Below are 23046 nucleotides of genomic sequence, written 5' to 3'. Positions count from 1 at the left end.
CGGGCGGAACTTATCACTCCGCTTGACCCATAACCGCACACTACCGAGAATTCCACTCGGAAATTTCGTAAGATAGCCCCAGGCGTTCAATCGCCCCTTAATATCAGCAACTGCCAAAGTCGAACCATGTCCAGCAACAATCCCCAGCGACGCGCCAGCGTCGGCGTCAAAGTCGGTCCTGTCCAAGTAGGCGGCGGCGCGCCGATCGTGGTGCAATCCATGACCAACACCGACACCGCCGACGTGGAGGCCAGCGTCAAGCAGGTACTGGAACTGTACCGCACCGGTTCCGAACTGGTGCGATTGACGGTGGACCGGGACGAATCCGCCCGCGCCATCCCGGAAATCCGCGAGCGGCTGGCCAAACTGGGCTTCGACGTGCCGCTGGTGGGCGATTTCCACTTCAACGGCCACACCCTGCTGACCAAATACCCCGAATGCGCCGAAGCCCTGGCCAAGTACCGCATCAATCCGGGCAACGTCGGCAAGGGCAGCAAGCGCGACGCGCAGTTCGCCCAGATGATCGAATTCGCCTGCCGCTACGACAAGCCGGTGCGCATCGGCGTCAACTGGGGCAGCCTGGACCAGGCGGTGCTGACCCGCTTGATGGACCAGAACCGCGAACTGGCCCAGCCGCGCGAGCTGGTGGAAGTGCAGCAGGACGCGGTCATCACTTCCGCCATCGAAAGCGCCGAGCAGGCCGTGGAACTGGGCCTGCCCAAGGACCACATCATCCTGTCCTGCAAAATGAGCGGCGTGCAGGAGCTGATTTCCGTCTACGAGCGCCTGGCGACCCGCTGCGATTACGCCCTGCATCTGGGCCTGACCGAAGCCGGCATGGGCTCCAAAGGCATCGTCGCCTCCACCGCTGCATTGAGCGTACTGCTTCAGCAGGGCATCGGCGACACCATCCGCATATCGCTGACCCCTGAGCCGGGCGGCGCCCGTACCCAGGAAGTGATCGTGGCCCAGCAGATCCTGCAGACCATGGGCCTGCGTTCCTTCACCCCCATGGTGATTTCCTGCCCCGGCTGCGGCCGCACCACCAGCGACTATTTCCAGCGGCTGGCTCAGGAAATCCAGGGCTATCTGCAGAACAAAATGCCCGAGTGGCGCGGCAAGTACAAAGGCGTGGAAGACATGCACGTGGCCGTCATGGGCTGCGTGGTGAACGGCCCCGGCGAAAGCAAAAACGCCAACCTGGGTATCAGCCTGCCCGGCACCGGCGAAAGCCCGGTGGCGCCGGTGTACGAGGACGGCGAGAAGACCGTGACGCTGAAAGGCGACAACATCGCCGCCGAGTTCCAGGCCATTGTCGAGCGCTACGTGGAAAGCCACTACGCGCCGCACTGAGGCTTTCGCCATGCATCCCCGGCGCAGCGGACGCGCCGTTCGGGGCTGAAGCCTGTCCTACGCCGACACCGTGTAGGACAGGCTTCAGCCCCGTTCTATATGGGTAACGGCAATCGTGGACTTTGCCGGCATGGCGAAGCGCGCCACCCTATTCGACGTCGCCGGCACGCCAATCCGCGTGGCTTGCATAGACGACCTGATCGCTCTCAAGCGGGCCGCCGGCCGCCCCATAGACCTGGCCGACATCGAACACCTGCAACGTATCCGCCAGCCATGAATCCTCCCTTTGACCGCGGCGACCGCACTTACTACGTCAGCGACGAGCGCCTGCACGCTTTCGGGCAACTCACGCCGGAACAGCGCCTGCGCTGGGTGGAAGAGCTGGCGGCCTTTTTGCGGCTAGCGCAGGCCGGGCGTTCTGAGCGGCCGGCCGACGCGGTATACTGCCCCCGGCCTCCTTCCGATGCGGACCGGTAGGCAAGAACAATAACAAGAGTGGCCCACCGTCATGAAAGAGCCGTTGCAACGCCTAGCTTTCTCCTGCCTGCTCATCGTCGCCGTTTCGGCCGCGCTGTTGTGGTCCGACCGCCATTCCCGCCATGCGGCCGCACCGGCGCCGGCGGCCAAAATCCCCGTCGCCATCCTGCAGCACAGTTCCAGCCCGCTGTTTGACGAAACCTATAAGGGCGTGCTGGACGGCTTGGCCGCCAAGGGCTACCGGGACGGGGAAAAGCTGGCGCTCACCACCCTCAACGCCGAAGGGGATCTCCCCACCGGCAACCTGATGGCGCAGAAAATCGCCGGCGGCGGCTACCGGCTGGGCATTTCCATTTCCACCGTCATGCTGCAAGCGCTGGCCAACGCCAACCGCGCCGGCCAGGTCACGCAGGTGTTCGGCGCGGTCACCTCCCCGGTGGCGGCCGGCGTCGGCATCAAGGCCTTGGACAGCCTGGACAAGCCGCCCCGGCTCACCGGCATCGGCACGCCGCAGCCGGTGGCGGCGATATTCCGCGCCGCCAAGCAGGCCTATCCCGAGCTGAAAACCGTGGGCGTGGTGTGGAACCCGGCGGAAGTGAATTCGGAGGTGTGCACCAAGCTGGCGCGGCAAGTGTCGGCCGAGCTGGGCATTACCCTGCTGGAAGCGCCGGTGGAACAAACCAAGGACGTGCGCGAAGCCGCCGCCTCCCTGGTGGCGCGCGGCGTGCAGGCCTTCTGGACCGGCGGCGACGCCTCGGTGAACAACGCCGTGGACAGCCTGATCGGCGTGGCCCAGGCGGCGCGCATCCCGGTGTTCTCCAACATCGCCGGCCACAGCCGCCGCGGCGGCCTGTTCGACCTGGGGGCCGACTACCATCAAGTGGGAGCGGAAATCGGCCGCATCGCCGCCGAAGTGCTGGACGGTGCCGATCCGGCCCAGCTGCCGGTGAAGGACTTCATGCCGCGCCGCATCCTGCTCAACGAAAAAGCCCGCGCCGCCCTGCGCGACCCCTGGCAGTTCACGCCGCAAATGCTGGAAGAAGCGCAGGAAATCCTCCAAGCCGACGGCACGGTGAAAACGCCGGCCGCTTCCGGCGGCCCAGCCGCCGTCGCGGCGCCGCAGCCCGGCCGCACTTACAAAGTCGGCATTGCCTACTTCGCCCCGGAACCGGGCGTGGACGCCGTACTGTCCGGCCTGCGCGAAGGGCTGAAAAAACTCGGCTTCGAGGAAGGCCGCAACCTGGAACTGCGCTTGATGCACGCCCAGGCGGAAATCGCCCAGATCCCCGCCATCGGCCAGGCCTTGGACAACAGCGACGCCGACGCCCTGGTCGCCCTGTCCACCCCGGTGCTGCAAGGCGCCGGCATCACCGCCAAGCGCAAGCCGGTGGTGTTCACCTACGTGTTCGATCCCCTGGCGGCCGGGGCCGGCAGCAGTTTCGCCGACCATCTGCCCAACGTCACCGGCATCGGCTCCTTCCCGCCGGTGGAAGACATGCTGGCGCTCACCCAAAAAGCGCTGCCGGGCCTGACCAGCGTCGGCACGCTCTACAACCCCAGCGAAGCCAATTCGGTGAAAGTGGTCGGCGTGCTGCGCGAACAATGCGTCAAAGCCGGCATCAAGCTGGAAGAAGTGCCCATCAGCACCACCGCCGACGTGGTGCAGGCATCGCAAGCCTTGGTGGCTCGCCGCGTCGGGGCGATCCTCGCCATCGGCGACAACACCCTCTACCAGGCCATCGACGCGGTGGCCAAAGTGGCCAAGGACGCCGCCATTCCGCTCATCATGGACCAGCCGGAATTCCTCGATCATGACGCCCTCATGGTGGTGGGCGTGGATTTCAAGGAAAGCGGCCTGGCCGCCGCGGAGCCCTTAGCGCGGGTGCTGACCGGTGCCAAGCCGGCCGATATGCCGTTCCGCAACGTCAGTAAAAAATCGGTGCTGCTCAACGAAGCCAGCGCCAAACGTTTGGGCATCGCCTTCCCGCCGGAAGTGCGCGCCCAGGTGACGCCGCCGGCCGCCGCGCCGACCCCGGCCCCGCACACCTGGAAAATCAAGCGCCTGCTTTATCTGGAATCGCCGCCGGCGGAAGACGCCATGGCCGGCATCGCCGACGGCTTCAAGGCGGCGGGGCTTACGGAAGGCAAGGACTACGTGTTCAGCGACGTTTCCGCCCAGGGCGATATGGCGACCCTCCCTGCCCTGGCCGACAGCGTCAACGGCGACGGCACGGAGCTGCTGATGGTGCTGTCCACGCCCACCCTGCAAACCGCGCTGCAAAAGGTCAAGCGCATCCCCATCGTCTTCACCTTCGTCGCCGATCCCATCCTGGCCGGCGCCGGCACCGACAACGAGCACCACCTGCCCAATGTCACCGGCGTCTACGTGCAAGGCCCCTACAGCGAAATGGCCGATTTGCTGGCCCGGCATTTCCCCCGTTTCAAGCGCATCGGCACGCTGTTTTCCCCGGCGGAAGTCAATTCCGTCAACAACAAGGACCGCTTCGTGCAAGAAGCCGCCAAACGCGGCATCGAGGTGGTCACCCTGCCGGTCAACGCCATGGGCGAACTGAGCGACGCCGCCCTGGCGCTGGCCGCCAAGCCCATCGATGCCATCGTGCAAACGCCGGACAACCAGACCATTGCCGGTTTCGTCGCCATCGCCCAGGCGGCGGCGCGGGCGAAGAAACCCCTGTTCGCTTTCACCGAAACCGCCGTCGGCCAGGGCGCGGCGGTGGGCTACACGCTGGATTACCGTCAAGCGGGCCAGGATGCCGCCGCCCAAGCCATGGCCGTTATGCGCGGCAAAGCGCCGGGCGACATCCCCTTCACCCGTCCGTCGAAAATCAGCCTGGTGGTGAGCGAAGACAACGCCCGCGCCCTGGGCCTGGAACTCCCCGCCGAACTGGTCGCCAAGGCGGATAAGAAATTAGGCAAAAGCCCTTAACGGCAATCGGAACCCTCCCATGGAAATCACCACCCACATCGACGGCGAGGAAATGCGCGTCGTGCTGCAAGGCCGGTTGGACGCGGCCTGGAGCGAAGCGGTCGGCAAGACGCTGCAGGACTCCCTGCATAGCGGCTGCCACGTCATCGCCCTGGACATGTCCCAGGTCAGCTTCCTCAGCTCCGCCGGCATCCGCGTGCTGATGCTGCTGTTCAAACAGCTGCAAGGCGTCGGCGGGCGGTTGCGGGTGCTGGATCCTTCGCCGCCGGTGCGCAATGTGCTGGAGATGGTCGGTTTCAGCCAATTGGTGGAAGTCAGCGCCGCCGCTCCGGCGCCGGCGGCCCCACCGCCAACCCAAGCGGCGCAGGAGCCGGTCAGCCGGCACATCGGCGAACATCCCCTGGATGTCTACGCCTTGTCGACCGGAACGGGGCTGCGCGGCCGCCTGTGGGGCGATCCGTCGGCGGTGTTGGCCGGCACGGCGGATGCCGCCCCGAGCCAAACGGTGCGCCTGCCCGCCGCCAGCGTGTGCCTGGGGTTGGGCGCTTTGGGCAGCGATGACGGCGATCCCGGCCATGCCGGCGAACTGCTGGCGGTGGGAGGGCTTGCCATCGTGCTGCCCAGCAACGACCCGGCCCACCCGGACTGGCTGGTGCAGGAGGGCGACCTGGTGCCGGAGGCCAGCCTGATCTACGGCTTGGAAGCGGCCGGCGAATTCCGCTACCTGCTGCGCTTCGGCAGCGCGCCGGACTCGGCGCCCATCCGCTTGAGCGAATTGGCCCAGGCCGCGCTGGAAATCTGCCAAAGCGAGGTGGCCGTGTTCGTCGCCGCCGCGGAAACCGCCGCGTTGGTGGGGGCCGCCCGCCAAACCCCGCCGGACCTAGCGCCCGGCGGCTTGTTCGCTTTTCCCGATATCCGCGACCGCTTGCTGTTCACCGCCGAACCCGCCTACGGCGACGAAACGGCGCTGCTGGTCGGTATCGCGGCACGCAACCCCGCGCCGCCCCTGGCCGAATTCCTGCGCCCCATGAACGGCGGCGCCTTGTTCGGCCATGTGCACTGCGCCGTTGTGCCGTACCGGCCGATCCATAAAGGGCGTATCGAACTGTCCGCCACCCTGGAGTCCCTCATGGAAAACCAACGCATACGCGGCGTGCTGCATTTGCTCAACGACCACCGGGAAAGCGTGGGGGCCGGCGAAAGCGAGTTGCGCCGCGGCGCCCTGTGGTGCGCGCCGCTGGTACTGACGGAGGCCGCATCATGACCTTGCTGATCGGCGCATTGACCCTCGGCGCCATCCTGGCGCTGCTGGCCTTGGGCGTTTACATTTCGTTCCGCATTTTCGCCATCGCCGACATCACCGTGGACGGCTCGCTCACCTTCGGCGCCGCCGTTACCGGCATCCTGCTGGTGAAATACGGCGTCAACCCGCTCCTGGCCACCGGAGCCGGCTTTGTGGCCGGCATGCTGGCCGGCGCCGTGTCCGGCGTGCTGCAAACCCGTTTCCGCATCAATCCCCTGCTGGCGGGGATCCTGGTAATGACGGCGCTGTATTCCGTCAACCTGCACGTGATGGGACGCAGCAACATCCCGTTCCTCGGCGCCACCACCCTCTCCACCTATTGCGAACACATCGGCCTGCGCCTGTTCGGCGCGGCCAGCATCGATCTGGCCGGTTGGGACGTGTCGTCCACCGATTTGACCGTGCTGCTGGCGATGTCCCTGCTGGTGGGCTTCACCGCGTTGATGTTGTGGGCCTTCTTCCGCACCGACATCGGTACCGCCATGCGCGCTTCCGGCGACAACCCGCAAATGGTCATCGCGCTGGGCGGCGACGTGCAGCGCTACCGGGTGTTCGGCCTGGCCCTGTCCAACGGTTTGGTGGGCCTGGCCGGCTCCTTGTGGGCCCAGTACCAGAACTTCGCCGACGCGCAGATGGGCATCGGCATGGTGGTGTGGGGCTTGGCCAGCGTCATCATCGGCGAGGCGCTTACCGCCGCGCCCAGCATCGGTTTCGCCATCGTCGGCGCCATCATCGGCTCGGTGTTGTTCCGCCAACTGGTGGCCATCGCCCTGTCCTTCGGGCTCAACCCCAACGACCTCAAGCTGGTCACCGCGGCCTTCGTCTTCGTCGCCCTGGTGCTGCCGGATTTTCTGGCCAAATACGGCGCCCGCGCCAAAAGGAGGCCGGCATGAACCAACCCATGGTGCGCATCGAAGGCGCCCGCAAGACTTTCCACGCGGGCACTATCAACGAAGTTCGGCCCATGGCCGGTATCGACCTGGCAATCGCCGAAGGCTCCTTCGTCATCGTGCTGGGGGGCAACGGCTCGGGCAAATCCACCCTGCTCAACGCCATCGCCGGCAGTTTTATGCTGGATTCCGGCCGCATCGAATTGGACGGCCAGGATGTCACCGGCTGGCCGGAACATCGCCGCGCCAGCCTGATCGGCCGGGTGTTCCAGAACCCTTTCTCCGGCACCGCGCCCACCATGACCATCGCCGAAAACTTCGCCCTGGCGGCCAAGCGCGGCCTAACCCGGGGACTGGGTTGGGTGCCGTCGCGGCAGTTGCGCGACGAGCTGCGCGAGCGGGTGTTCGAGCTGAAAATGGGCCTGGAAGACCGCATGGACACCGCCATCGGCAGTCTGTCCGGCGGCCAGCGCCAGGCGCTGACCCTGCTGATGGCCACCTGGCTCAAGCCGCGTTTGCTGCTGCTGGACGAGCACACCGCCGCGCTCGACCCGAAAAGCGCCGACCAGGTCATCGCCCTCACCGACCGTATCGTCAGCCGCGAGCGGCTCACCACCCTGATGGTGACCCACTCCATGCAGCAGGCCGTCAACCTGGGCGATCGCATCGTCATGATGCACAAAGGCCGGGTGCTGCACGACTACGACGCCCTCCACAAGCGCCGCCTGCGGGCGGACGACCTGCTGGCTTGCTTCGAGGACATACGGCGGCGGGAGCTGCTGGACGAGAGCGCGGCGGAAATGCTGCACAGCCAATATGTTTAATTACCAACCATGACCAACCACGAAGCCAACGACGCACTGTTCCGCGCCAAGCTGAACCTGGAGACCGCGCAAATCGCCTGGAAGGAGCTGCAACGTTATTTCGCCAGCGGCCTGGTTCTGGCCGTGGCGCCGGAGCTGGACTTGGTGGAAGTGGCGGCGCAAATGTCCGCCGACAACAAAACCGCCATGGAGCAATGGCTGGCGAGCGGCGCGGTAGCGAAAGTATCCGACCGGCAAGCGGCCGGCTGGTATGAAGCGGACGCCCAGTTATGGGCGGTGGTGGTGCGGCCTTGGATACTGGTGCAGGATCGCCCGGCCGGCGGCGATCATCAATAGGTCGGCAGCTCGACGCCCTTGAACAGCGCTTCCAGATGATGCTTGTCGCGCAGCGCCATGGCCTTGTCCACCATCTCGCGCGACAAATGGGGGGCGAACAGCGCCATGAAGTCGTATAGATAACCGCGCAGGAACATGTCCCGCCGCAGGCCGATGCTGGTGACGCTGGCCCCGAACAAGGGCCCGGCGTCGATCGCCACCAGGTCCTGGTCCACCACCGGATCGTAGGCCATGTGGGCGACGATGCCCACGCCCAACCCCAGGCGCACGTAAGTCTTTATCACGTCGGCGTCCACCGCTGTCAGCACCACCTGCGGGTGCAGGCCGGCCTTGCCGAACGCCTGGTCCAGCTGGGAGCGGCCGGTAAAACCGAACACGTAGGTAATCAACGGATGCCGCGCCACGTCCTCCAAGGTCACCTTGGCCTTCTGCGCCAAAGGATGCTCCTGACGCACCAAGATGCAGCGGTTCCAGCGGTAACAAGGCAGCATCACCAGGTTGTCGAACAGTTCCAACGCCTCGGTGGCGATAGCCACGTCCGCCCCGCCGCGGGAAGCCATTTCCGCGATTTGCATGGGGGTGCCCTGGTGTAAATTCAGGCTGATGCCGGGGTAACGTTCCATGAAATCCCGCAACACCCTGGGCAACACGTAGCGCGCCTGGGTATGGGTGGTCGCCACCGACAGCGTGCCCTTGCGGTTGTCGCGGTAATCCTCGGCCACGCTGCGGATGTCCTGCACCTTGGCGAGGATTTCTCCCGCCAAAGCCACCACCGCCTGGCCCGCCGGCGTCAGCTCACTGAGATGCTTGCCGTTGCGGGCGAAGATCGCCACGCCCAGCTCGTCCTCCAACAGGCGGATCTGCTTGCTGATACCGGGCTGGGAGGTGAACAGCGCCTCCGCCGTGGCGGAAACGTTGAGATTGTGCTGGCTGATTTCCCAGATATAGCGCAGTTGCTGTAGCTTCATGGTTGGACCGCCTTGTTCGTCATAACCTGCTTCCGGCCGGCCGATTATAGACCAGAGCCCCCGAGCCGCTTTGGAAAAGGCGGAAAGTTATTTAAAATGGCGTTTTCCCGATACAGCACATTAAGGAATTCAGCATGGCCTTCGTCGTAACCGAGAACTGCATCAAGTGTAAATACACCGATTGCGTTGACGTTTGCCCGGTAGACTGCTTCCACGAAGGGCCAAATTTTTTGGTCATCGACCCGGACGAATGCATCGACTGCACCCTGTGCGAGCCCGAATGCCCGGCCAACGCCATCTTCGCCGAAGACGAGGTTCCGGCCGATCAGCAGCAATTCATCGCACTGAACGCGGAACTGGCGAAAAGCTGGCCCACCATCAGCGAAGTCTCCCCCGCCCCGGCCGACGCCGACGAATGGAACGGTAAAACCGGCAAAATGCAGTACCTAGAGCGCTAAGCCGGACGTACGGGCGGAGCCGGCTTTCAAACAAGCCTCCTCATTTCGTGCGTCCGCAAGAAAACGGCGCCGTCACCGGCGCCGCCCCCTCTAAGCAACCAATAAAACCATTTCACGGCTTGCCAGAGGTCATGACCTTGCGCTAGAATTGTCGATTCAGGAGGGCCGTTAGCTCAGTCGGTAGAGCACCGCACTTTTAATGCGATGGTCCCGCGTTCGAGTCGCGGACGGCCCACCAACAAAATCAAAGGCTTAGCTTCGGCTAAGCCTTTTTTGTTTTGGCACGGTGACATATTCGTGCCGCGCGGCTTTTCGCTCCCCCAAACGCCAGACACGCCCGCGCCGATCGCGGACAATCGCGGCGACGTCCCCATCGCATCAATCGATATAGCCGTATGGGCGCCGCATGCGGGCTAGCCGGCCCAAAACAAACGACCGGCTAGATCCAGGCGCCGCGGTTAAGGCGACAACTTGCTCCAAGGAATGGTGACGGTTCCGTTGGATTGTCCGAAAAAAGTCACGGTTTGCGCGTTCGCATCCACCGTTACCTTCCAGATATACCGAGTGCCGGCCAGTTCCTGCTGGCTCACCAATTTATTGGCGGCGTCATAACCGACCACGTTGATGGCGCCTCGATTGTCGACGTAGCTGAAGGGCCAGAAATTCAGGCCCTTATACTGCACGACCGGACAGGTCTGGCTAATACCGTCCGGACTCGGCGAATTCGGCCCCGTCATGCAGGCGACCTTGCTGCCAGCCGGCGGAGCCGGGCTATTCTGGGTCGGGATGGACGCAACGACCGGCGGCACCAACTTGCTCCAGGGAATCGTCGCGGTCGTATTCGATTGACCGAAGAACGTGACGGTTTGCGCCGTCGTATCCACCGTGACTTTCCAAATATACCGGGTACCCGTCAACTCCTGTTGGCTTACCAATTTATTGGCTGCGTCATACCCGGCGACGTTGATCGAATACCGATTGTCCACATAGCTGAATGGCCAGATTTTAAGACCTTGATACTCGATAACCGGGCAGGTTTGGCTAATGCCGTCCGGGGTCGGAGAATTCGGCCCGGTCATGCAGGAGACTTTACTGCCGGCCGGCGGCGTAGGGCTATTCGCGACCGGCACGGCGGTGACTACCGGCGGAGGGGTTAATTTGCTCCACGGCAGGGTCGCCGTCGTATTCGATTGCCCAAAGAATGTGACGGTTTGCGCCGCCGTATCCACCGTCACTTTCCAAACATAGCGAGTTCCCGGGACTTCCTGCTGGCTTACCAATCGATTGGCGGCGTCGTAACCGGCGACGTTGAGCGAGTAACGATTGTCCACATAGCTGAAAGGCCAGAACTTCACGCCCTCGTACTCGATGACCGGACAGGTTGGGCTGATTGCGGAGTCCGGCCCGGTGGTGCAGGTCACTTTGCTGCTGGGAGGGGGTGTCGGGCTGCTGCCGGTGGGTATCTGCGCCACGACGGGAACGCTGGATTGGGCTAGGGCAAGATCGGCATAAACAGCGGTGTACGACAATAACGCTACGGTCAGCAAACAACTCCAACCGTATATCCGCCGCAAGACCGGGAATACCGAACGGTTATTTTTCGAGTCTAAAATTTTCATAAAACATCCTTTTTAGTTAACGTTTCCGCCAGAAAGCCATTTTTTCCGATCGCACCTCCTCAACACAGTAAGAACCCCGCCGCCCCAGGAAGAGCGTTACCTGGAATGGCGGAATACTAGCCCCGCGCCGGCTATTTTTATGTAGGCACCAGCTGATTGTTCTGTAAGCGGTTGCTTACACAAAAGATGGCCCTTGCCGCCTTGGACGGCGAGAAACAAAACGGAATATGTTTTCCGGGCGCGCGCACGGGCCGCCCTCTCCAGGAACGCGGGAAAACGCCGGTCGGCGATACCGGCCGCCGACCTTGGTAGTGCAAGGGTTCACCGTGTTGGTGCAACAAGTCCTTGCCAATCCCGGCCCATGCGGCCGACGCGGCTAAAAACGTTCGATTTTCATCGTTGGCATTGCACTTGCTGCAAGGCCTTGCATGAATACCCAGCGACAGCCCATGTTCGACGAAATGCACGGCGCCGATGCCGAAATCCGCGCGGTATACCGGGACTATGCCGGCTGGCTGGCCAACAGCCCGCTGGACTATTTGCAGCAGAAAAGCCGCGAGGCGGAGTGGCTGTTCCGCCGGGTGGGCATCACTTTCAACGTCTACGGCGAGGAGGACGGCGCCGAGCGGCTGATTCCCTTCGACGTGATTCCGCGCATCCTTTCCCACGGGGAATGGCAGCGGCTGGCGGCGGGCGCCGTCCAGCGGGTGCGCGCCCTCAACGCTTTCCTGCACGACATCTACCACGGCCAGGAGATCATCCAGGCCGGCATCGTGCCGGCCACGCTGCTCACCAACGAGATGTACCGCCCGGAAATGCAGGGCGTGGACGTGCCGGGCGGCATCTACGCCCACATCGCCGGCATCGACCTGGTGCGCACCGGCGAGGACCAGTTCTACGTGCTGGAGGACAACCTGCGCACCCCCTCCGGCGTGTCCTACATGCTGGAAAACCGCAAGATGATGATGCGCTTGTTCCCCGAACTGTTCCGCCGCTATTCGGTGGCGCCGGTGGAACACTACCCCCAAGTGCTGCTCAACAACCTGCGGGCGGTGGCGCCGCCCGGCGTGCCCGATCCCACGGTGGTGCTGCTGACGCCGGGGGCCTACAACAGCGCCTATTTCGAGCACGCCTTCCTAGCCCAGCAAATGGGCGTGGACCTGGTCGAAGGCCAGGATCTGTTCATCAAGGACAACGCCGTGTTCATGCGCACCACCGAGGGCAACAAGCGGGTGGACGTGATCTACCGCCGGGTCGACGACGACTTCCTCGATCCCCTGGCGTTCCGCGCCGATTCCATGCTGGGCGTGCCGGGCCTGGTGTCGGTGTACCGCAACGGCGGCGTGACCCTGGCCAACGCCATCGGCACCGGCGTGGCCGACGACAAGGCCACCTACACCTACGTGCCGGACATGGTGCGCTTTTACCTGGGCGAAGAACCCATCCTGGCCAACGTGCCCACCTACAAGCTGGCCGACAACGACGACCGCCGCTACGTGCTGGAGCACCTGGAAGAGCTGGTGGTCAAGGAAGTGCAGGGCTCCGGCGGCTACGGCATGCTGGTGGGCCCCACTTCCAGCCGGGAGCAGGTGGCCGAATTCCGCCAGCGCATCCTGGCCAATCCGGACAACTACATCGCCCAGTCGACCCTGGCCCTGTCCGCCTGCCCCACCCTGGTGGAGCAAGGCGTGGCGCCGCGCCACGTGGACCTGCGGCCCTTCGTGCTGTCCGGCAACACAGTCAGCCTGGTGCCCGGCGCCCTGAGCCGGGTGGCCCTGCGGGAAGGCTCGCTGGTGGTCAATTCCTCCCAGGGCGGCGGCACCAAAGACACCTGGGTATTGAACGAGGTGCAGCCATGCTGAGCCGTACCGCTGACCACCTGTATTGGCTGGCGCGCTATATCGAACGCGCCGAGAACACCGCCCGCATGCTGGACGTGACCCACCGCATGTCCCTGGTGCCCAACGCAGCACAAAGCGAGGCGGCCCTGTGGCGGCCACCGGTGATGATCGCCGGCGACTTGGCCGCTTTCGAAGGCGAATACGGCCGGTACAACGCCGCCAGCGTGCTGCGCTACATGGCCCTGGACGAGAACAACCCGTCCAGCATCGTCAGCAACCTGGGCCGGGCGCGGGAAAACGCCCGCGCCGTGCGCGTGTCCATGTCCTCGGAAATGTGGGAAAACGTCAACGCCCTATGGCTGGAACTGCGCCAGCGCATCCGCCAAGGCATCGGCGAGGGCGCTTTGAGCGAGTTCTGCGACTGGGTGAAATCCATGTCGCACCTGTTCCGCGGCGTCACCTACGGCACCATGCTGCGCGACGACGGCTACCGCTTCCTGCGCCTGGGCACATTCATCGAGCGGGCCGACAACACCGCCCGTCTGCTGGACGTGAAATACCATTTGCTGCTGCCGTCGCCGGACGATGTGGGCGGCGCGGTGGACTACTACGAATGGAGCGCCCTGCTGCGTTCGGTGTCGGCCTTCGAGGCCTACCAGAAGGCGTTCCACGACACCATCGAGCCGTGGAAAATCGCCGAACTGCTGGTGCTGCACAGCAATATGCCGCGCTCGCTGCACGCCTGCTTCGACGAAATCACCCCCATCCTGGAAAAGCTCTGCGCCGCGCGCGGCTGGGAATGCCTGCGCCAGGCCGGCGAGCTGCACGCCCGGTTGCACTACGGCCGCATGGAAGACATCTTCCAGGGCGGCCTGCACGAGTTCCTACAGGACTTCATCGCCCACAACAACGCCCTGGGCGCGGAAATCCAGCGCACTTTCCTCAACGCCCCACCCCACTGACCACAAGGCGGCCGCCATGCATCTGACCATCGAACACAGCACCCGCTACGTCTACGACGCTCCGGTGGATTATTCCATCCAGCAACTGCGCCTGACGCCCCGCGACGGTTTCGGCCAGCGGGTCAAGCGCTGGCACCTGCGGGTGAACGGCCAGATGCAGCAGCACGCCGACGCTTACGGCAACGCCATCCACACCCTGGTGGTGGACCGCCCCCACCACGAAGTGACCATCACCGCCTGCGGCGAGGTGGAAACCGGCCTGGACCTGCCGCCCGCCGCCGAACGCTTGCCGCTGCAAGTGTATTTGCGCAGCACCCCGCTGACCGCCGTGGACGGCGCGCTGTCCGCCTTCGCCGCCCGTTTCGCCGGCGGCCGGCGGAACCGCCGACTGGACAACCTGATGCACGCCGTGCGCGAGCGGATCGCCTACCGGCGCCACGTCACCGACACCCAGACCAGCGCCGCCCAAGCCTTCGCCCTGGGCGAAGGGGTGTGCCAGGACCACGCCCATGTCTTCATCGCCTGCTGCCGCCACCTAGGCGTGCCGGCCCGCTACGTCAGCGGCTATTTGTTCACCGGGGACGGCAGCCTGGTGGAAAGCCACGCCTGGGCCGACGCCTGGCAGGAAGACGGCTGGCGCAGCTACGACGTTGCCAACGGCCAACGGGCCAACGGCAGCCATGTGCGGCTGGCCGCCGGCCTGGACTACCGCGACGCCTGCCCCGTCAGCGGCATTCGGCGCGGCGGGGACGGCGAGCGCATGGCGGTTCAAGTGCAGATTGCCCAGCAATAACATGACAGCCCCAATTCCAGCCAGGTAACCCGATGACCTACTGTGTCGGCCTATTACTCGAATCCGGCCTGGTGCTCGCCTCCGACACCCGCACCAACGCCGGCGTGGACCACGTCTCCACCTTCCCGAAAATGACCGTGTTTTCCGTCCCCGGCGAGCGTCTGCTGGTAACGCTGACTTCCGGCAACCTGGCCATATCCCAGGCGGTGATCAACCGGCTGCACAAGCAAATCCAGGAGGGCGCGCTGCCCAATCTGCACAGCGTCGCCAGCCTGGCCGACGCCGCCAAGGTGGTGGGCGATGCGCTGCGCGCCGTGCACGAAGACGATGCGGAGTATTTGCGCAAACACTCGGCGGAATTCATTCAGTCCATCATCCTGGGCGGCCAAATCCGCGGCGAGCGGCCCCGGCTGTTCAACGTCTACGCCGCCGGCAACTTCATCGAGGCCGTGCCGGAAACGCCCTATTTCCAAATCGGCGAAACCAAGTACGGCAAGCCGATCCTGGACCGGGTCATCGGCAACCGCAGCAGCCTGGAGGAAGCCGCCAAGTGCGCACTGCTGTCTTTCGACTCCACCATCCGCAGCAACCTGTCGGTCGGCATGCCCATAGATATTTTTCTCTACCGCGCCGACAGTTTCAGCGACGCAGGCCAAATCCGCATCACCGACAGCGATGCGTATTTCAACCGGCTGCGCAAAGGCTGGGCGGAGGGATTGAAGAAGGTGTTCGCGGCATTGCCGGACCCCGACTGGTTCTAGCCGGCGATCGTCGGCGGAGGGATAAGGCCGATCAGGCGGCGCCGGCCCCGGGAAACCGGGACCGGCCGGACATAAAAACGCCGGACCGGCGACGAGCGCCGATCCGGCCGGAGCCGGGGCGCTTACTTCACGCCGTAGCTGGTTTCCGTATCCATGTGTTCCCACACGTAGTTGGGCTGCACGAAGGAGGGAGACGGGATCAGGAAAGACGCAACATCGATGGCGCCGACCAAGGTACGGCCAACAGCGTGAGCCACGCCTTTCAGCAGGCCGACCGGCGCGTACAGGGGACCATGCTGAACCGGCTCGTTGTAAAGATTCTTGCCGAATTCAACCCAGCCCAGGGCGCCGTTGGACAGGCCGCGGCCGAATTTTTCCGCCACATCGCTGGGATAGTCGGCGAAAGCGGGCGCGGACAGGGCCGCGGCAATAGCGCCGGCGACCAGGGCTTTACGCATCGTCTTCATAAAGTCTCTCCAGATTGCTGTTTTGGTTGGTTTTGTTGTGGTGGACATCAGCTAGTCCGCCGACAGTATAAGTTTGCTCTAAGCCGTTTTCAACGCGCCGCCAGCGGCGAGCCCGCGCCGGCGGCGCGCTTTGTTTTTCCGAAAAACTTTGGAATCATGGCGCCGTAACGGAACCGTCACGGCATAAATTTACTATGCTTGGCATTCCCAGCCCTACCTCGCCCCATCAATGCTGACCCTAGCCCTCAACTCCGGCAGTTCCTCCATCAAGTACCGGCTCTTGCGAATGCCGGAAGCCGTTACCCAGGCCAGCGGCCTCGTCGAAGGCATCGGCGAAAGCGAAGGCCGCTTCACCTGCCGGCGCGGCGGCGAAAACGCCGCCCCCACACGCAGCACCCTCCCCATCGCCGACCATCGCCAAGGCCTGGCGCTGATTTTCGACAGCCTGGGCGACCTGCCGGAAAACGGCTTGGCCGTCGGCCACCGGGTAGTGCACGGCGGCGGCCTGTTCGACCAAGCCGCCCTCATCGACGACGGCGTGGCGGCGAAAATCGCCGACCTCCAGTCTCTGGCGCCGCTGCACAACCCGCCCAACCTGCTCGGCATTCAAGCCTGCCGGACCCTGTGGCCCCACGTACCCCAGGTGGCGGTGTTCGACACCGCTTTCCACCACACGCTGCCGCCCCACGCCTACCACTATGCCCTGCCCCGCCGCCTCAGCGACGACCGGGGCCTGCGCCGCTACGGCTTCCACGGCATTTCCGTGCAATCGGCGCTGAAGCGCGCGGCGGCGCAGCTGGGCAGGCAACCCGAACGGCTGAACCTGATCGTGCTGCACCTGGGCAACGGCGCCAGCGTCACCGCCGTCAAGGAAGGCCGCAGCGTCGACACCTCCATGGGCATGACGCCCCTGGCCGGCCTGATGATGGGCAGCCGCTGCGGCGACATCGACCCGGGCCTGCTGCTGCACCTGCTGCAACAAGGCGAATTGGACGCGCGCAGCCTGGAACATCTGCTAACCCGTCAAAGCGGTTTCAACGGCGTCTGCGGCGACAACGACGTGCGCCACATCCTGGCCCGCGCCGGCGAAGGGGACGCGGCCGCCCAGCTGGCGCTGGACATGTACGCCCATCAAATCAAGAAATACATCGGCGCCTACTGGGCCGTGCTCGGCGAGGTGGACGCCCTCGTCTTCACCGGCGGCATCGGCGAGAACGCCGGCGAAGTCCGCGCCGCCGCCCTGCGCGGCTTACAAGGCCTGGGCGTCGATTTGGATCCGGCGAAAAACGCCGCCGCCTGCGCCGAACCGCGCGCTATCCATGGCGAAGGGAGCCGAACCGCCGTCCTGGTCATCCCCGCCGACGAGGAAAAGGAAGTCGCCGAACAAACCTACCGGCTTGTCGCCGCCGCAAGCGCCTGAGGCACGACGCCGGACCTAGCCGCTGAATTCAACCCAACCGTTATCGCCATTTCCCACGAGAGGACACTCCATGACCAACACCAGCACCGTAACGCCCCAGGACCTGTCGGCCTTCGGCCCCGCCCGCGCCACCGTGCCGGGCGCGCCGCTCAGCGCCGACGAGCTGCGCCAGACTCATGCCTTCTGGCGCGCCTGCAACTACCTGGCGCTGGGCATGATCTACCTGCAAGACAACCCGCTGCTGAAAGAACCCCTCAAGCCCGAGCACATCAAGAACCGCCTGCTGGGCCACTGGGGCTCCAGCCCCGGCCTGTCTTTCGCTTACACCCACATGAACCGGGCTATCAAGAAATACGACTTCGAAGCCATCTTCATGGCCGGCCCCGGCCACGGCGCGCCGGGCGTGCTGGCGCCGGTCTACCTGGAAGGTGCCTACTCGGACATCTACCCGGACAAGAGCCTGGACGAGGAAGGCCTGCTGCGCTTCTTCAAGCAGTTCTCCTTCCCCGGCGGCATCGGCAGCCACTGCACGCCGGAAACGCCCGGCTCCATCCACGAAGGCGGCGAACTGGGCTACGTGCTGTCCCACGCCTGCGGCGCGGCTTTCGACAATCCCGATTTGATCGTGGCCGCGGTGGTGGGCGACGGCGAGGCGGAAACGGGGCCTTTGGCCACCTCCTGGCACATCAGCAAATTCCTCAACCCGATCCGCGACGGCGCGGTGCTGCCGATCCTCAACCTCAACGGCTACAAGATCAACAACCCCACCCTGCTGGCGCGCATCAGCCACGAGGAGCTGGAAAACCTGTTCAAGGGCTACGGCTGGACGCCTTATTTCGTCGAAGGCTCGGACCCTGACAGCATGCACCAGGCCATGGCCGCCACGGTGGACCGCTGCGTGGAAGAAATCCGCGCCGCCCAGGCGGAAGCGCGCCGCAGCGGCGTGGCGCAACGCCCGCGCTGGCCGATGATCGTGCTGCGCAGCCCCAAGGGCTGGACCATGCCGTCCGAGGTCGACGGCAAGAAAATGGAAGGCTTCTGGCGCGCCCATCAGGTGCCGGTGGCGGACGTGCAGAAAAACCCTGTCCACCTCAAGCTGCTGGAAGACTGGCTGCGCAGCCTCAAGCCGGAAGAATTGTTCGACAGCGAAGGCGCGCCGGCGGCGGAAATCCGCGCCCTGGCCCCGACCGGCAACCGCCGCATGGGAGCCAATCCGCAAGCCAACGGCGGCGTGCTGAAAAAAGCCCTGCGCCTGCCGGACTTCCGCGACTACGGCATCGCCATCGGCAAGCCCGGCCAGATCGAGGCGGAGAACACTCCGCCCCTGGGCCGCTTCCTGCGCGACATCATGCGGGAAAACATGACCAATTTCCGCGTGTTCGGCCCGGACGAGAACACCTCCAACAAGCTGGGCGCGGTGTACGAAGTCAGCAAGAAATTCTGGATCGCCGAATACTTCCCGGAAGACGCCGGCGGCACCGAACTGGCGGTGGACGGCCGCGTCATGGAAATGCTCAGCGAGCACACCATGGAAGGCATGCTGGAAGGCTATCTGTTGACCGGCCGCCACGGCTTCTTCTCCACCTACGAAGCCTTCGTCCACGTCATCGACTCCATGTTCAACCAGCACGCCAAGTGGCTGGCCATCTGCAACCAGCTGTCCTGGCGCAAGGAGATCGCCTCCCTCAACCTGCTGATCACCTCCACCGTCTGGCGCCAGGACCACAACGGCTTCACCCACCAGGACCCCGGCTTCCTCGACGTGGTGGTGAACAAGAGCTCGGCGGTCACCCGCATCTACCTGCCGCCGGACGTGAACAGCCTGCTGTGCGTCGCCGACCACTGCCTGAAGAGCGAAAACTACGTCAACGTCATCGTTTCCGACAAGCAGCAGCACCTGCAATACATGGACATGGACGCCGCCATGGCCCACTGCACCAAGGGCGTGGGCATCTGGGAGTGGGCCAGCAACGACCAGGGCCGGGAGCCGGACATGGTGATGGCCTCGGCCGGCGACATCCCCACCCTGGAAGCCCTGGCCGCCGTCGCCATGCTGCGCGACGAGTTCCCCGACTTGAAAATCCGCTTCGTCAACGTGGTGGATCTGTTCAAGCTGCAACCGGACAGCGAGCACCCTCACGGCCTCAGCGAGCGGGACTTCAACAGCCTGTTCACCGAGGACAAGCCCATCATCTTCAACTTCCACGGCTATCCCTGGCTGATCCACCGCCTGGCCTACCGCCGCAAGAACCACGGCAACCTGCACGTGCGCGGCTACAAGGAAAAAGGCAACATCAACACGCCGCTGGAACTGGCCATCAACAACCAGATCGACCGTTTCAGCCTGGCCATCGACGCCATCGACCGGGTGCCGACGCTGAAGACCACCGGCGCCCACGCCAAGGAGAAGTTCCGCAACCAGCAGATCGCCTGCAAGCGCTACGCCCACGAACACGGCGTGGACATGCCGGAAATGGTCGCCTGGCGCTGGCCGTTCTGACACCATGGCGGGGACAAGGACGTTCCCGCTTTCCCGCAAACCGTACCCGAACACACGGAGACCACCATGAAAATCCAATCGGCCCGCGCCTTCATCCTGCTCGCCGCCTGCCTGGCCGCGACGGGCTGCGACAAATTGAACCGGGAAAACTACGACAAACTGAAAATGGGCATGCCCTACCCGGACGTCGTGCAGCTGTTGGGCGAACCGACGCGCTGCGACGCGATCCTGATCGCCAAAAACTGCACCTGGGGCAAGGAGCCCAAATCCATCAGCGTCAACTTCGTCGACGACCAAGTCATCCTGTTCAGCAGCACCGGTTTGTGAACCGCCGAGCGCGCGGATTCACCCCGCGATGCCGAAACCGGCCGGGCCCGTCAAGCCGCAGGCGCGACGCGGCGACGGCGGCCCGTTTAAGATGAAGTCGAGGAGCTGATCCATGGCCGCACACCTGAGCGTCCGCGCCTGGTTTCTAGGGGCCCGCATCGACATCCGCGAGCTGGAACGAACCCAGGTACTGGCTTTGGCGCCGCTCACCATCGCGGCGGGCAAGCAAGGCTGGGCGGTGGTGTTTCGCTTCGGCGTGGTGGTTTTGTTCGGCTTGAGCGCGGTGGAGGAAGCGGAAACCCTAAGCGGCATCTCCGGTTTCGTCACCGGGATGCTGGACGAGCCCGAACTGGAAGCGACGGAAATCGTCATCGACGCGGGCCAACCGGAGCAGATCAACGCCGAAGGACGGCTGGTGCTGGCCAACACCGGCGTCGCCCGCCTGCAAATGGTGGCCCAAGCCTTGGCCAAAAGCGCGGTGCTGTCCCACTACGAAAAAGCCGTAGCCAGCACCTTCGAGCGCTTCGAGCGGCTGGTGGAACAGCTGCGCCAAGGGCTCACCCCCCGGCGCGGCCGCGACGTGCTCAACGAAATCGGCAAAGCGCTGAGCATATTGACGCGCACCGTGGGCCGGGTGGAAATCACCGAGAAACCGGAGTTGACCTGGGACGATCCCGGCCTGGACCGGCTCTATCAGCGTCTCGCGGTGGAATACGAACTGCACGACCGCGACTTGGCCCTATCGCGCAAACTGGACCTGCTCTGGCGTATCGCCGAAACCTATTTGGACTTGGTCAACAACCGCCAGGGACACCGGGTGGAGTGGTACATCGTGGCGCTCATCGTCATCGAAATCGTGCTGACGCTGCTGGACAAGCTGCATTTTTGGCCGGCCGGCTGAGAGTGCCGGCCGCCGCCTAACCCGCCTCGTCCACCAGATAACTGGCGTTGCCTTCCAGCTTTTTCGCTTGCCTCTTGGCCTCGGCCACTTTTTCGGCGAAACGCTCCTTGGTCCAGCCCTGGGCCGGGTCCACCCGGACCAATCCCAGCGACAGCGCCATGAACGGGAAATGGCGCTTGATGCCGAAACGGTCTTCCGTCTCGATACCGCCGTTCTCCCGGTCCCGGGGATTGTAGAAAAGAGGAATCCGCTCCTCGAACTGTTCCAGCAAACGCCGGCAGCGTTCGCGCCAGTCGGCGCTTTTGAACAGCACGATGAAATCGTCGCCGCCCACGTGGCCGACAAAGTCGTCCTCGCCGGCGCTGTCCTCCAGCAACCCCGCCAGGCAGCGGATGATGTCGTCGCCCAGGGCGTAGCCGTACACGTCGTTGAACGGCTTGAAGTGGTCCACGTCGCAATAGGCCGCCACGAATGACGCGCCCTCCTCCAACAGCTGATCCAATTGCTTGTGGATCAGCACGTTGCCCGGCAGCAGGGTGAGCGGGTTGGCGTAGCGGGCCGTATAAATCTGCTGGTCGGTGATGCGGCGCAGCAGGTCGATCAGCGTGCCGCGCCCCACGCATTTGCCCTGGTCGGTGATGATGAATTCGTCCATGTAATGGTCCACGGCGTTGGTGAGGTATTTGCTCACCTTCTCCAGCGGCGTGGCCTTGTCGACGATGAGCACCCGCCGCGTCATGAATTTGCTGATGGGCTTGCGGCCGTGCAGCTCGCGGCCGTAACGGCTGGCCAAGACGTTCATGAATTCGTCCCGCAGCACCAGCCCCAGCGGCTCGCCGTCGCGCACCACGGCGATGGACGACACGTGGCCACGGATCAGCTCGCCGACGCCCTCGTCCATGTCGGCCAAGGCCGCGTCGATGGCATCCTCGGACTTGGCGTCGCTCTTGCGGCGACGGAACAGCTCGTCCACCGCCTCCACCAGGGTGTCGTCCGGCACCTGCATGAGGGGCTGTAACAGGCACTCCGCCGTGGCCTTGAACTGCATGGGACGCGGCGCCTCGAACGCCAGGCGTTCCGGGGCGATCACGACGGGCGGCACCGCATGGGGCCGCTCCAGGTAATAGCCCTGCACCAGGTTGGCGCCCAAGGCGCACACCGCTTCGTATTCCGCGCGGGTTTCCACGCCTTCGGTGACGGTGCGGCAGCCCAGGGACTGGGCGATTTCGATGATGGATTTGACGAACTGGCGCTTGGCCCGGTCCTCGTCAATGCCCTGGACGAAATGCCGGTCGATTTTGACGAAATCCGGGTTCATCTGCGACCACAGGGTCAAGCCGGAATAGCCCGCCCCCAGGTCGTCCAAGGCCACCATGAAGCCCATGCTGCGGTAGTGCAGCAGCGCGGTCTGCATCAAGTGGATGTCGTCGATCTGGTGGGTTTCGGTGATTTCGATCACCACCCGCCCCGGATTCAACCCCTCCGCCTCCAGGTACTGCAAGGTGCGGCCGTTGACGAAATCCTCGTACAACAGCGACACGGGACTGACGTTGATAAACAGCTTGCCCGGCAGTCCCAGCCGCGCGAATCGGCGAATCACCGTTTTACGGCAAAGGAAGTCCAGTTCCAGCAACCGCTGCTGGCGGGTGGCGGTTTCGAACAGGAACATCGGGTTGTGGAACGGCGTATTGGCCGGGCCGCGGATCAAGCCCTCGTAGCCGTAAATTTCCTGCCGGCCGGGACATACGATGGGATGGAAAACCGCGGTTAGCTGTTCCTCCCGCAAAATGCGGTCGAGCAGTTGCGCCATCTCGCTTTCTCCGAGGACGGCGTCGCGGGACTGGGCCGCTTCCGGCGGAAACGTGGCCATCTGGGGCAGGAGCTGTTTCATGGAAGGCG

The 23046-nt window shown here is 64.4% G+C and carries 21 protein-coding genes and 1 tRNA gene; 18 read left to right on the top strand and 4 right to left on the bottom strand.

Going from position 1 to position 23046, the window contains the following annotated elements; translation table 11 throughout:
* The first annotated feature begins 126 nt into the window (after nucleotides 1–126).
* From ispG to K5607_RS05320, 8 genes are all read left to right on the top strand, one after another.
* Entirely contained in the window at nucleotides 127–1353 is a 1227-nt protein-coding gene (gene ispG / locus K5607_RS05355; RefSeq protein WP_221048426.1) for a flavodoxin-dependent (E)-4-hydroxy-3-methylbut-2-enyl-diphosphate synthase, read from the top strand.
* Nucleotides 1354–1483: 130 nt separating this feature from the next.
* A complete protein-coding gene (locus K5607_RS05350) occupies nucleotides 1484–1630 on the top strand; it encodes a hypothetical protein (protein ID WP_156302331.1) in 147 nt (48 codons plus the stop codon).
* Nucleotides 1627–1830, top strand: a complete 204-nt coding sequence (locus K5607_RS05345; protein ID WP_054773066.1) for a hypothetical protein — start codon at nucleotides 1627–1629, stop codon at nucleotides 1828–1830. Before K5607_RS05350 ends, K5607_RS05345 begins: the two co-directional genes overlap by 4 nt.
* 31 nt (nucleotides 1831–1861) lie before the next feature.
* Complete coding sequence (locus K5607_RS05340; RefSeq protein ID WP_221048425.1) at nucleotides 1862–4777, top strand: ABC transporter substrate-binding protein; 2916 nt, start codon at nucleotides 1862–1864, stop codon at nucleotides 4775–4777.
* Nucleotides 4778–4796: 19 nt separating this feature from the next.
* Nucleotides 4797–6041, top strand: a complete 1245-nt coding sequence (locus K5607_RS05335) for an STAS domain-containing protein (RefSeq protein ID WP_221048424.1) — start codon at nucleotides 4797–4799, stop codon at nucleotides 6039–6041.
* Nucleotides 6038–6973: an ABC transporter permease gene (locus tag K5607_RS05330; protein ID WP_221048423.1), complete on the top strand. Its 936-nt coding sequence runs from the start codon at nucleotides 6038–6040 to the stop codon at nucleotides 6971–6973. The genes K5607_RS05335 and K5607_RS05330 overlap by 4 nt, the downstream gene beginning before the upstream one ends.
* Nucleotides 6970–7794 (top strand): ABC transporter ATP-binding protein, encoded by an 825-nt coding sequence (locus K5607_RS05325; RefSeq protein ID WP_246598958.1) that lies wholly within the window; start codon nucleotides 6970–6972, stop codon nucleotides 7792–7794. The genes K5607_RS05330 and K5607_RS05325 overlap by 4 nt, the downstream gene beginning before the upstream one ends.
* A gap of 9 nt (nucleotides 7795–7803) precedes the next feature.
* Nucleotides 7804–8130 (top strand): DUF2288 domain-containing protein, encoded by a 327-nt coding sequence (locus K5607_RS05320; protein ID WP_054773574.1) that lies wholly within the window; start codon nucleotides 7804–7806, stop codon nucleotides 8128–8130.
* On the opposite strand, the gene cysB is transcribed toward K5607_RS05320, so the two are convergent.
* A complete protein-coding gene (gene cysB, locus K5607_RS05315) occupies nucleotides 8124–9098 on the bottom strand; it encodes an HTH-type transcriptional regulator CysB (RefSeq protein WP_054773575.1) in 975 nt (324 codons plus the stop codon). The genes K5607_RS05320 and cysB overlap by 7 nt on opposite strands.
* A gap of 134 nt (nucleotides 9099–9232) precedes the next feature.
* Between cysB and fdxA the strand changes: the two genes are divergently transcribed.
* Together fdxA and K5607_RS05305 are read left to right on the top strand one after the other, a co-directional pair.
* Nucleotides 9233–9556, top strand: coding sequence for a ferredoxin FdxA (gene fdxA / locus K5607_RS05310; RefSeq protein WP_054773576.1), 324 nt, complete (start codon nucleotides 9233–9235; stop codon nucleotides 9554–9556).
* Nucleotides 9557–9718: 162 nt separating this feature from the next.
* A tRNA-Lys gene (locus K5607_RS05305) sits at nucleotides 9719–9794 on the top strand.
* 220 nt (nucleotides 9795–10014) lie between these two features.
* Here K5607_RS05305 and K5607_RS05300 read toward each other — a convergent pair.
* Nucleotides 10015–11175, bottom strand: a complete 1161-nt coding sequence (locus K5607_RS05300) for a hypothetical protein (protein WP_221048422.1) — start codon at nucleotides 11173–11175, stop codon at nucleotides 10015–10017.
* Between the two features lie 428 nt (nucleotides 11176–11603).
* Between K5607_RS05300 and K5607_RS05295 the strand changes: the two genes are divergently transcribed.
* Genes K5607_RS05295 through K5607_RS05280 form a run of 4 tightly spaced genes read left to right on the top strand, consistent with a single transcriptional unit; the run spans nucleotide 11604 to nucleotide 15532 of the window.
* The gene (locus tag K5607_RS05295; protein ID WP_221048421.1) at nucleotides 11604–13037 is read left to right on the top strand and encodes a circularly permuted type 2 ATP-grasp protein; all 1434 of its coding nucleotides are present in this window, start codon (nucleotides 11604–11606) and stop codon (nucleotides 13035–13037) included.
* A complete protein-coding gene (locus K5607_RS05290; RefSeq protein ID WP_221048420.1) occupies nucleotides 13031–13978 on the top strand; it encodes an alpha-E domain-containing protein in 948 nt (315 codons plus the stop codon). Before K5607_RS05295 ends, K5607_RS05290 begins: the two co-directional genes overlap by 7 nt.
* 16 nt (nucleotides 13979–13994) lie before the next feature.
* A complete protein-coding gene (locus K5607_RS05285; RefSeq protein WP_221048419.1) occupies nucleotides 13995–14771 on the top strand; it encodes a transglutaminase family protein in 777 nt (258 codons plus the stop codon).
* A gap of 32 nt (nucleotides 14772–14803) precedes the next feature.
* Nucleotides 14804–15532, top strand: coding sequence for a proteasome-type protease (locus K5607_RS05280; protein WP_221048418.1), 729 nt, complete (start codon nucleotides 14804–14806; stop codon nucleotides 15530–15532).
* Nucleotides 15533–15654: 122 nt separating this feature from the next.
* Here the strand turns inward: K5607_RS05280 and K5607_RS05275 are convergent, their stop codons facing one another.
* On the bottom strand, nucleotides 15655–15999 hold the full coding sequence (locus K5607_RS05275; RefSeq protein WP_054774586.1) for an exosortase system-associated protein, TIGR04073 family: 345 nt from the start codon (nucleotides 15997–15999) through the stop codon (nucleotides 15655–15657).
* A gap of 229 nt (nucleotides 16000–16228) precedes the next feature.
* On the opposite strand from K5607_RS05275, the gene K5607_RS05270 reads away from it, so the two are divergent.
* The 4 genes from K5607_RS05270 (at nucleotide 16229) to K5607_RS05255 (ending at nucleotide 21147) form a co-directional block, all read left to right on the top strand.
* Complete coding sequence (locus K5607_RS05270) at nucleotides 16229–17419, top strand: acetate/propionate family kinase (RefSeq protein WP_221048417.1); 1191 nt, start codon at nucleotides 16229–16231, stop codon at nucleotides 17417–17419.
* 70 nt (nucleotides 17420–17489) lie between these two features.
* Entirely contained in the window at nucleotides 17490–19919 is a 2430-nt protein-coding gene (locus tag K5607_RS05265; protein WP_221048416.1) for a phosphoketolase family protein, read from the top strand.
* Nucleotides 19920–19985: 66 nt separating this feature from the next.
* The gene (locus K5607_RS05260; protein WP_054773961.1) at nucleotides 19986–20246 is read left to right on the top strand and encodes a hypothetical protein; all 261 of its coding nucleotides are present in this window, start codon (nucleotides 19986–19988) and stop codon (nucleotides 20244–20246) included.
* Between the two features lie 112 nt (nucleotides 20247–20358).
* A complete protein-coding gene (locus K5607_RS05255) occupies nucleotides 20359–21147 on the top strand; it encodes an RMD1 family protein (protein WP_054773962.1) in 789 nt (262 codons plus the stop codon).
* 16 nt (nucleotides 21148–21163) lie between these two features.
* On the opposite strand, the gene K5607_RS05250 is transcribed toward K5607_RS05255, so the two are convergent.
* A complete protein-coding gene (locus tag K5607_RS05250; protein ID WP_221048415.1) occupies nucleotides 21164–23038 on the bottom strand; it encodes a GGDEF domain-containing protein in 1875 nt (624 codons plus the stop codon).
* Nucleotides 23039–23046 lie beyond the last annotated feature (8 nt).

The organism is Methylogaea oryzae, assembly GCF_019669985.1.
GTDB classification, from domain to species: domain Bacteria; phylum Pseudomonadota; class Gammaproteobacteria; order Methylococcales; family Methylococcaceae; genus Methylogaea; species Methylogaea oryzae.
Note: the sequence above shows the minus strand (reverse complement) of the source record. Positions and strands in the feature narration are given on the sequence as shown.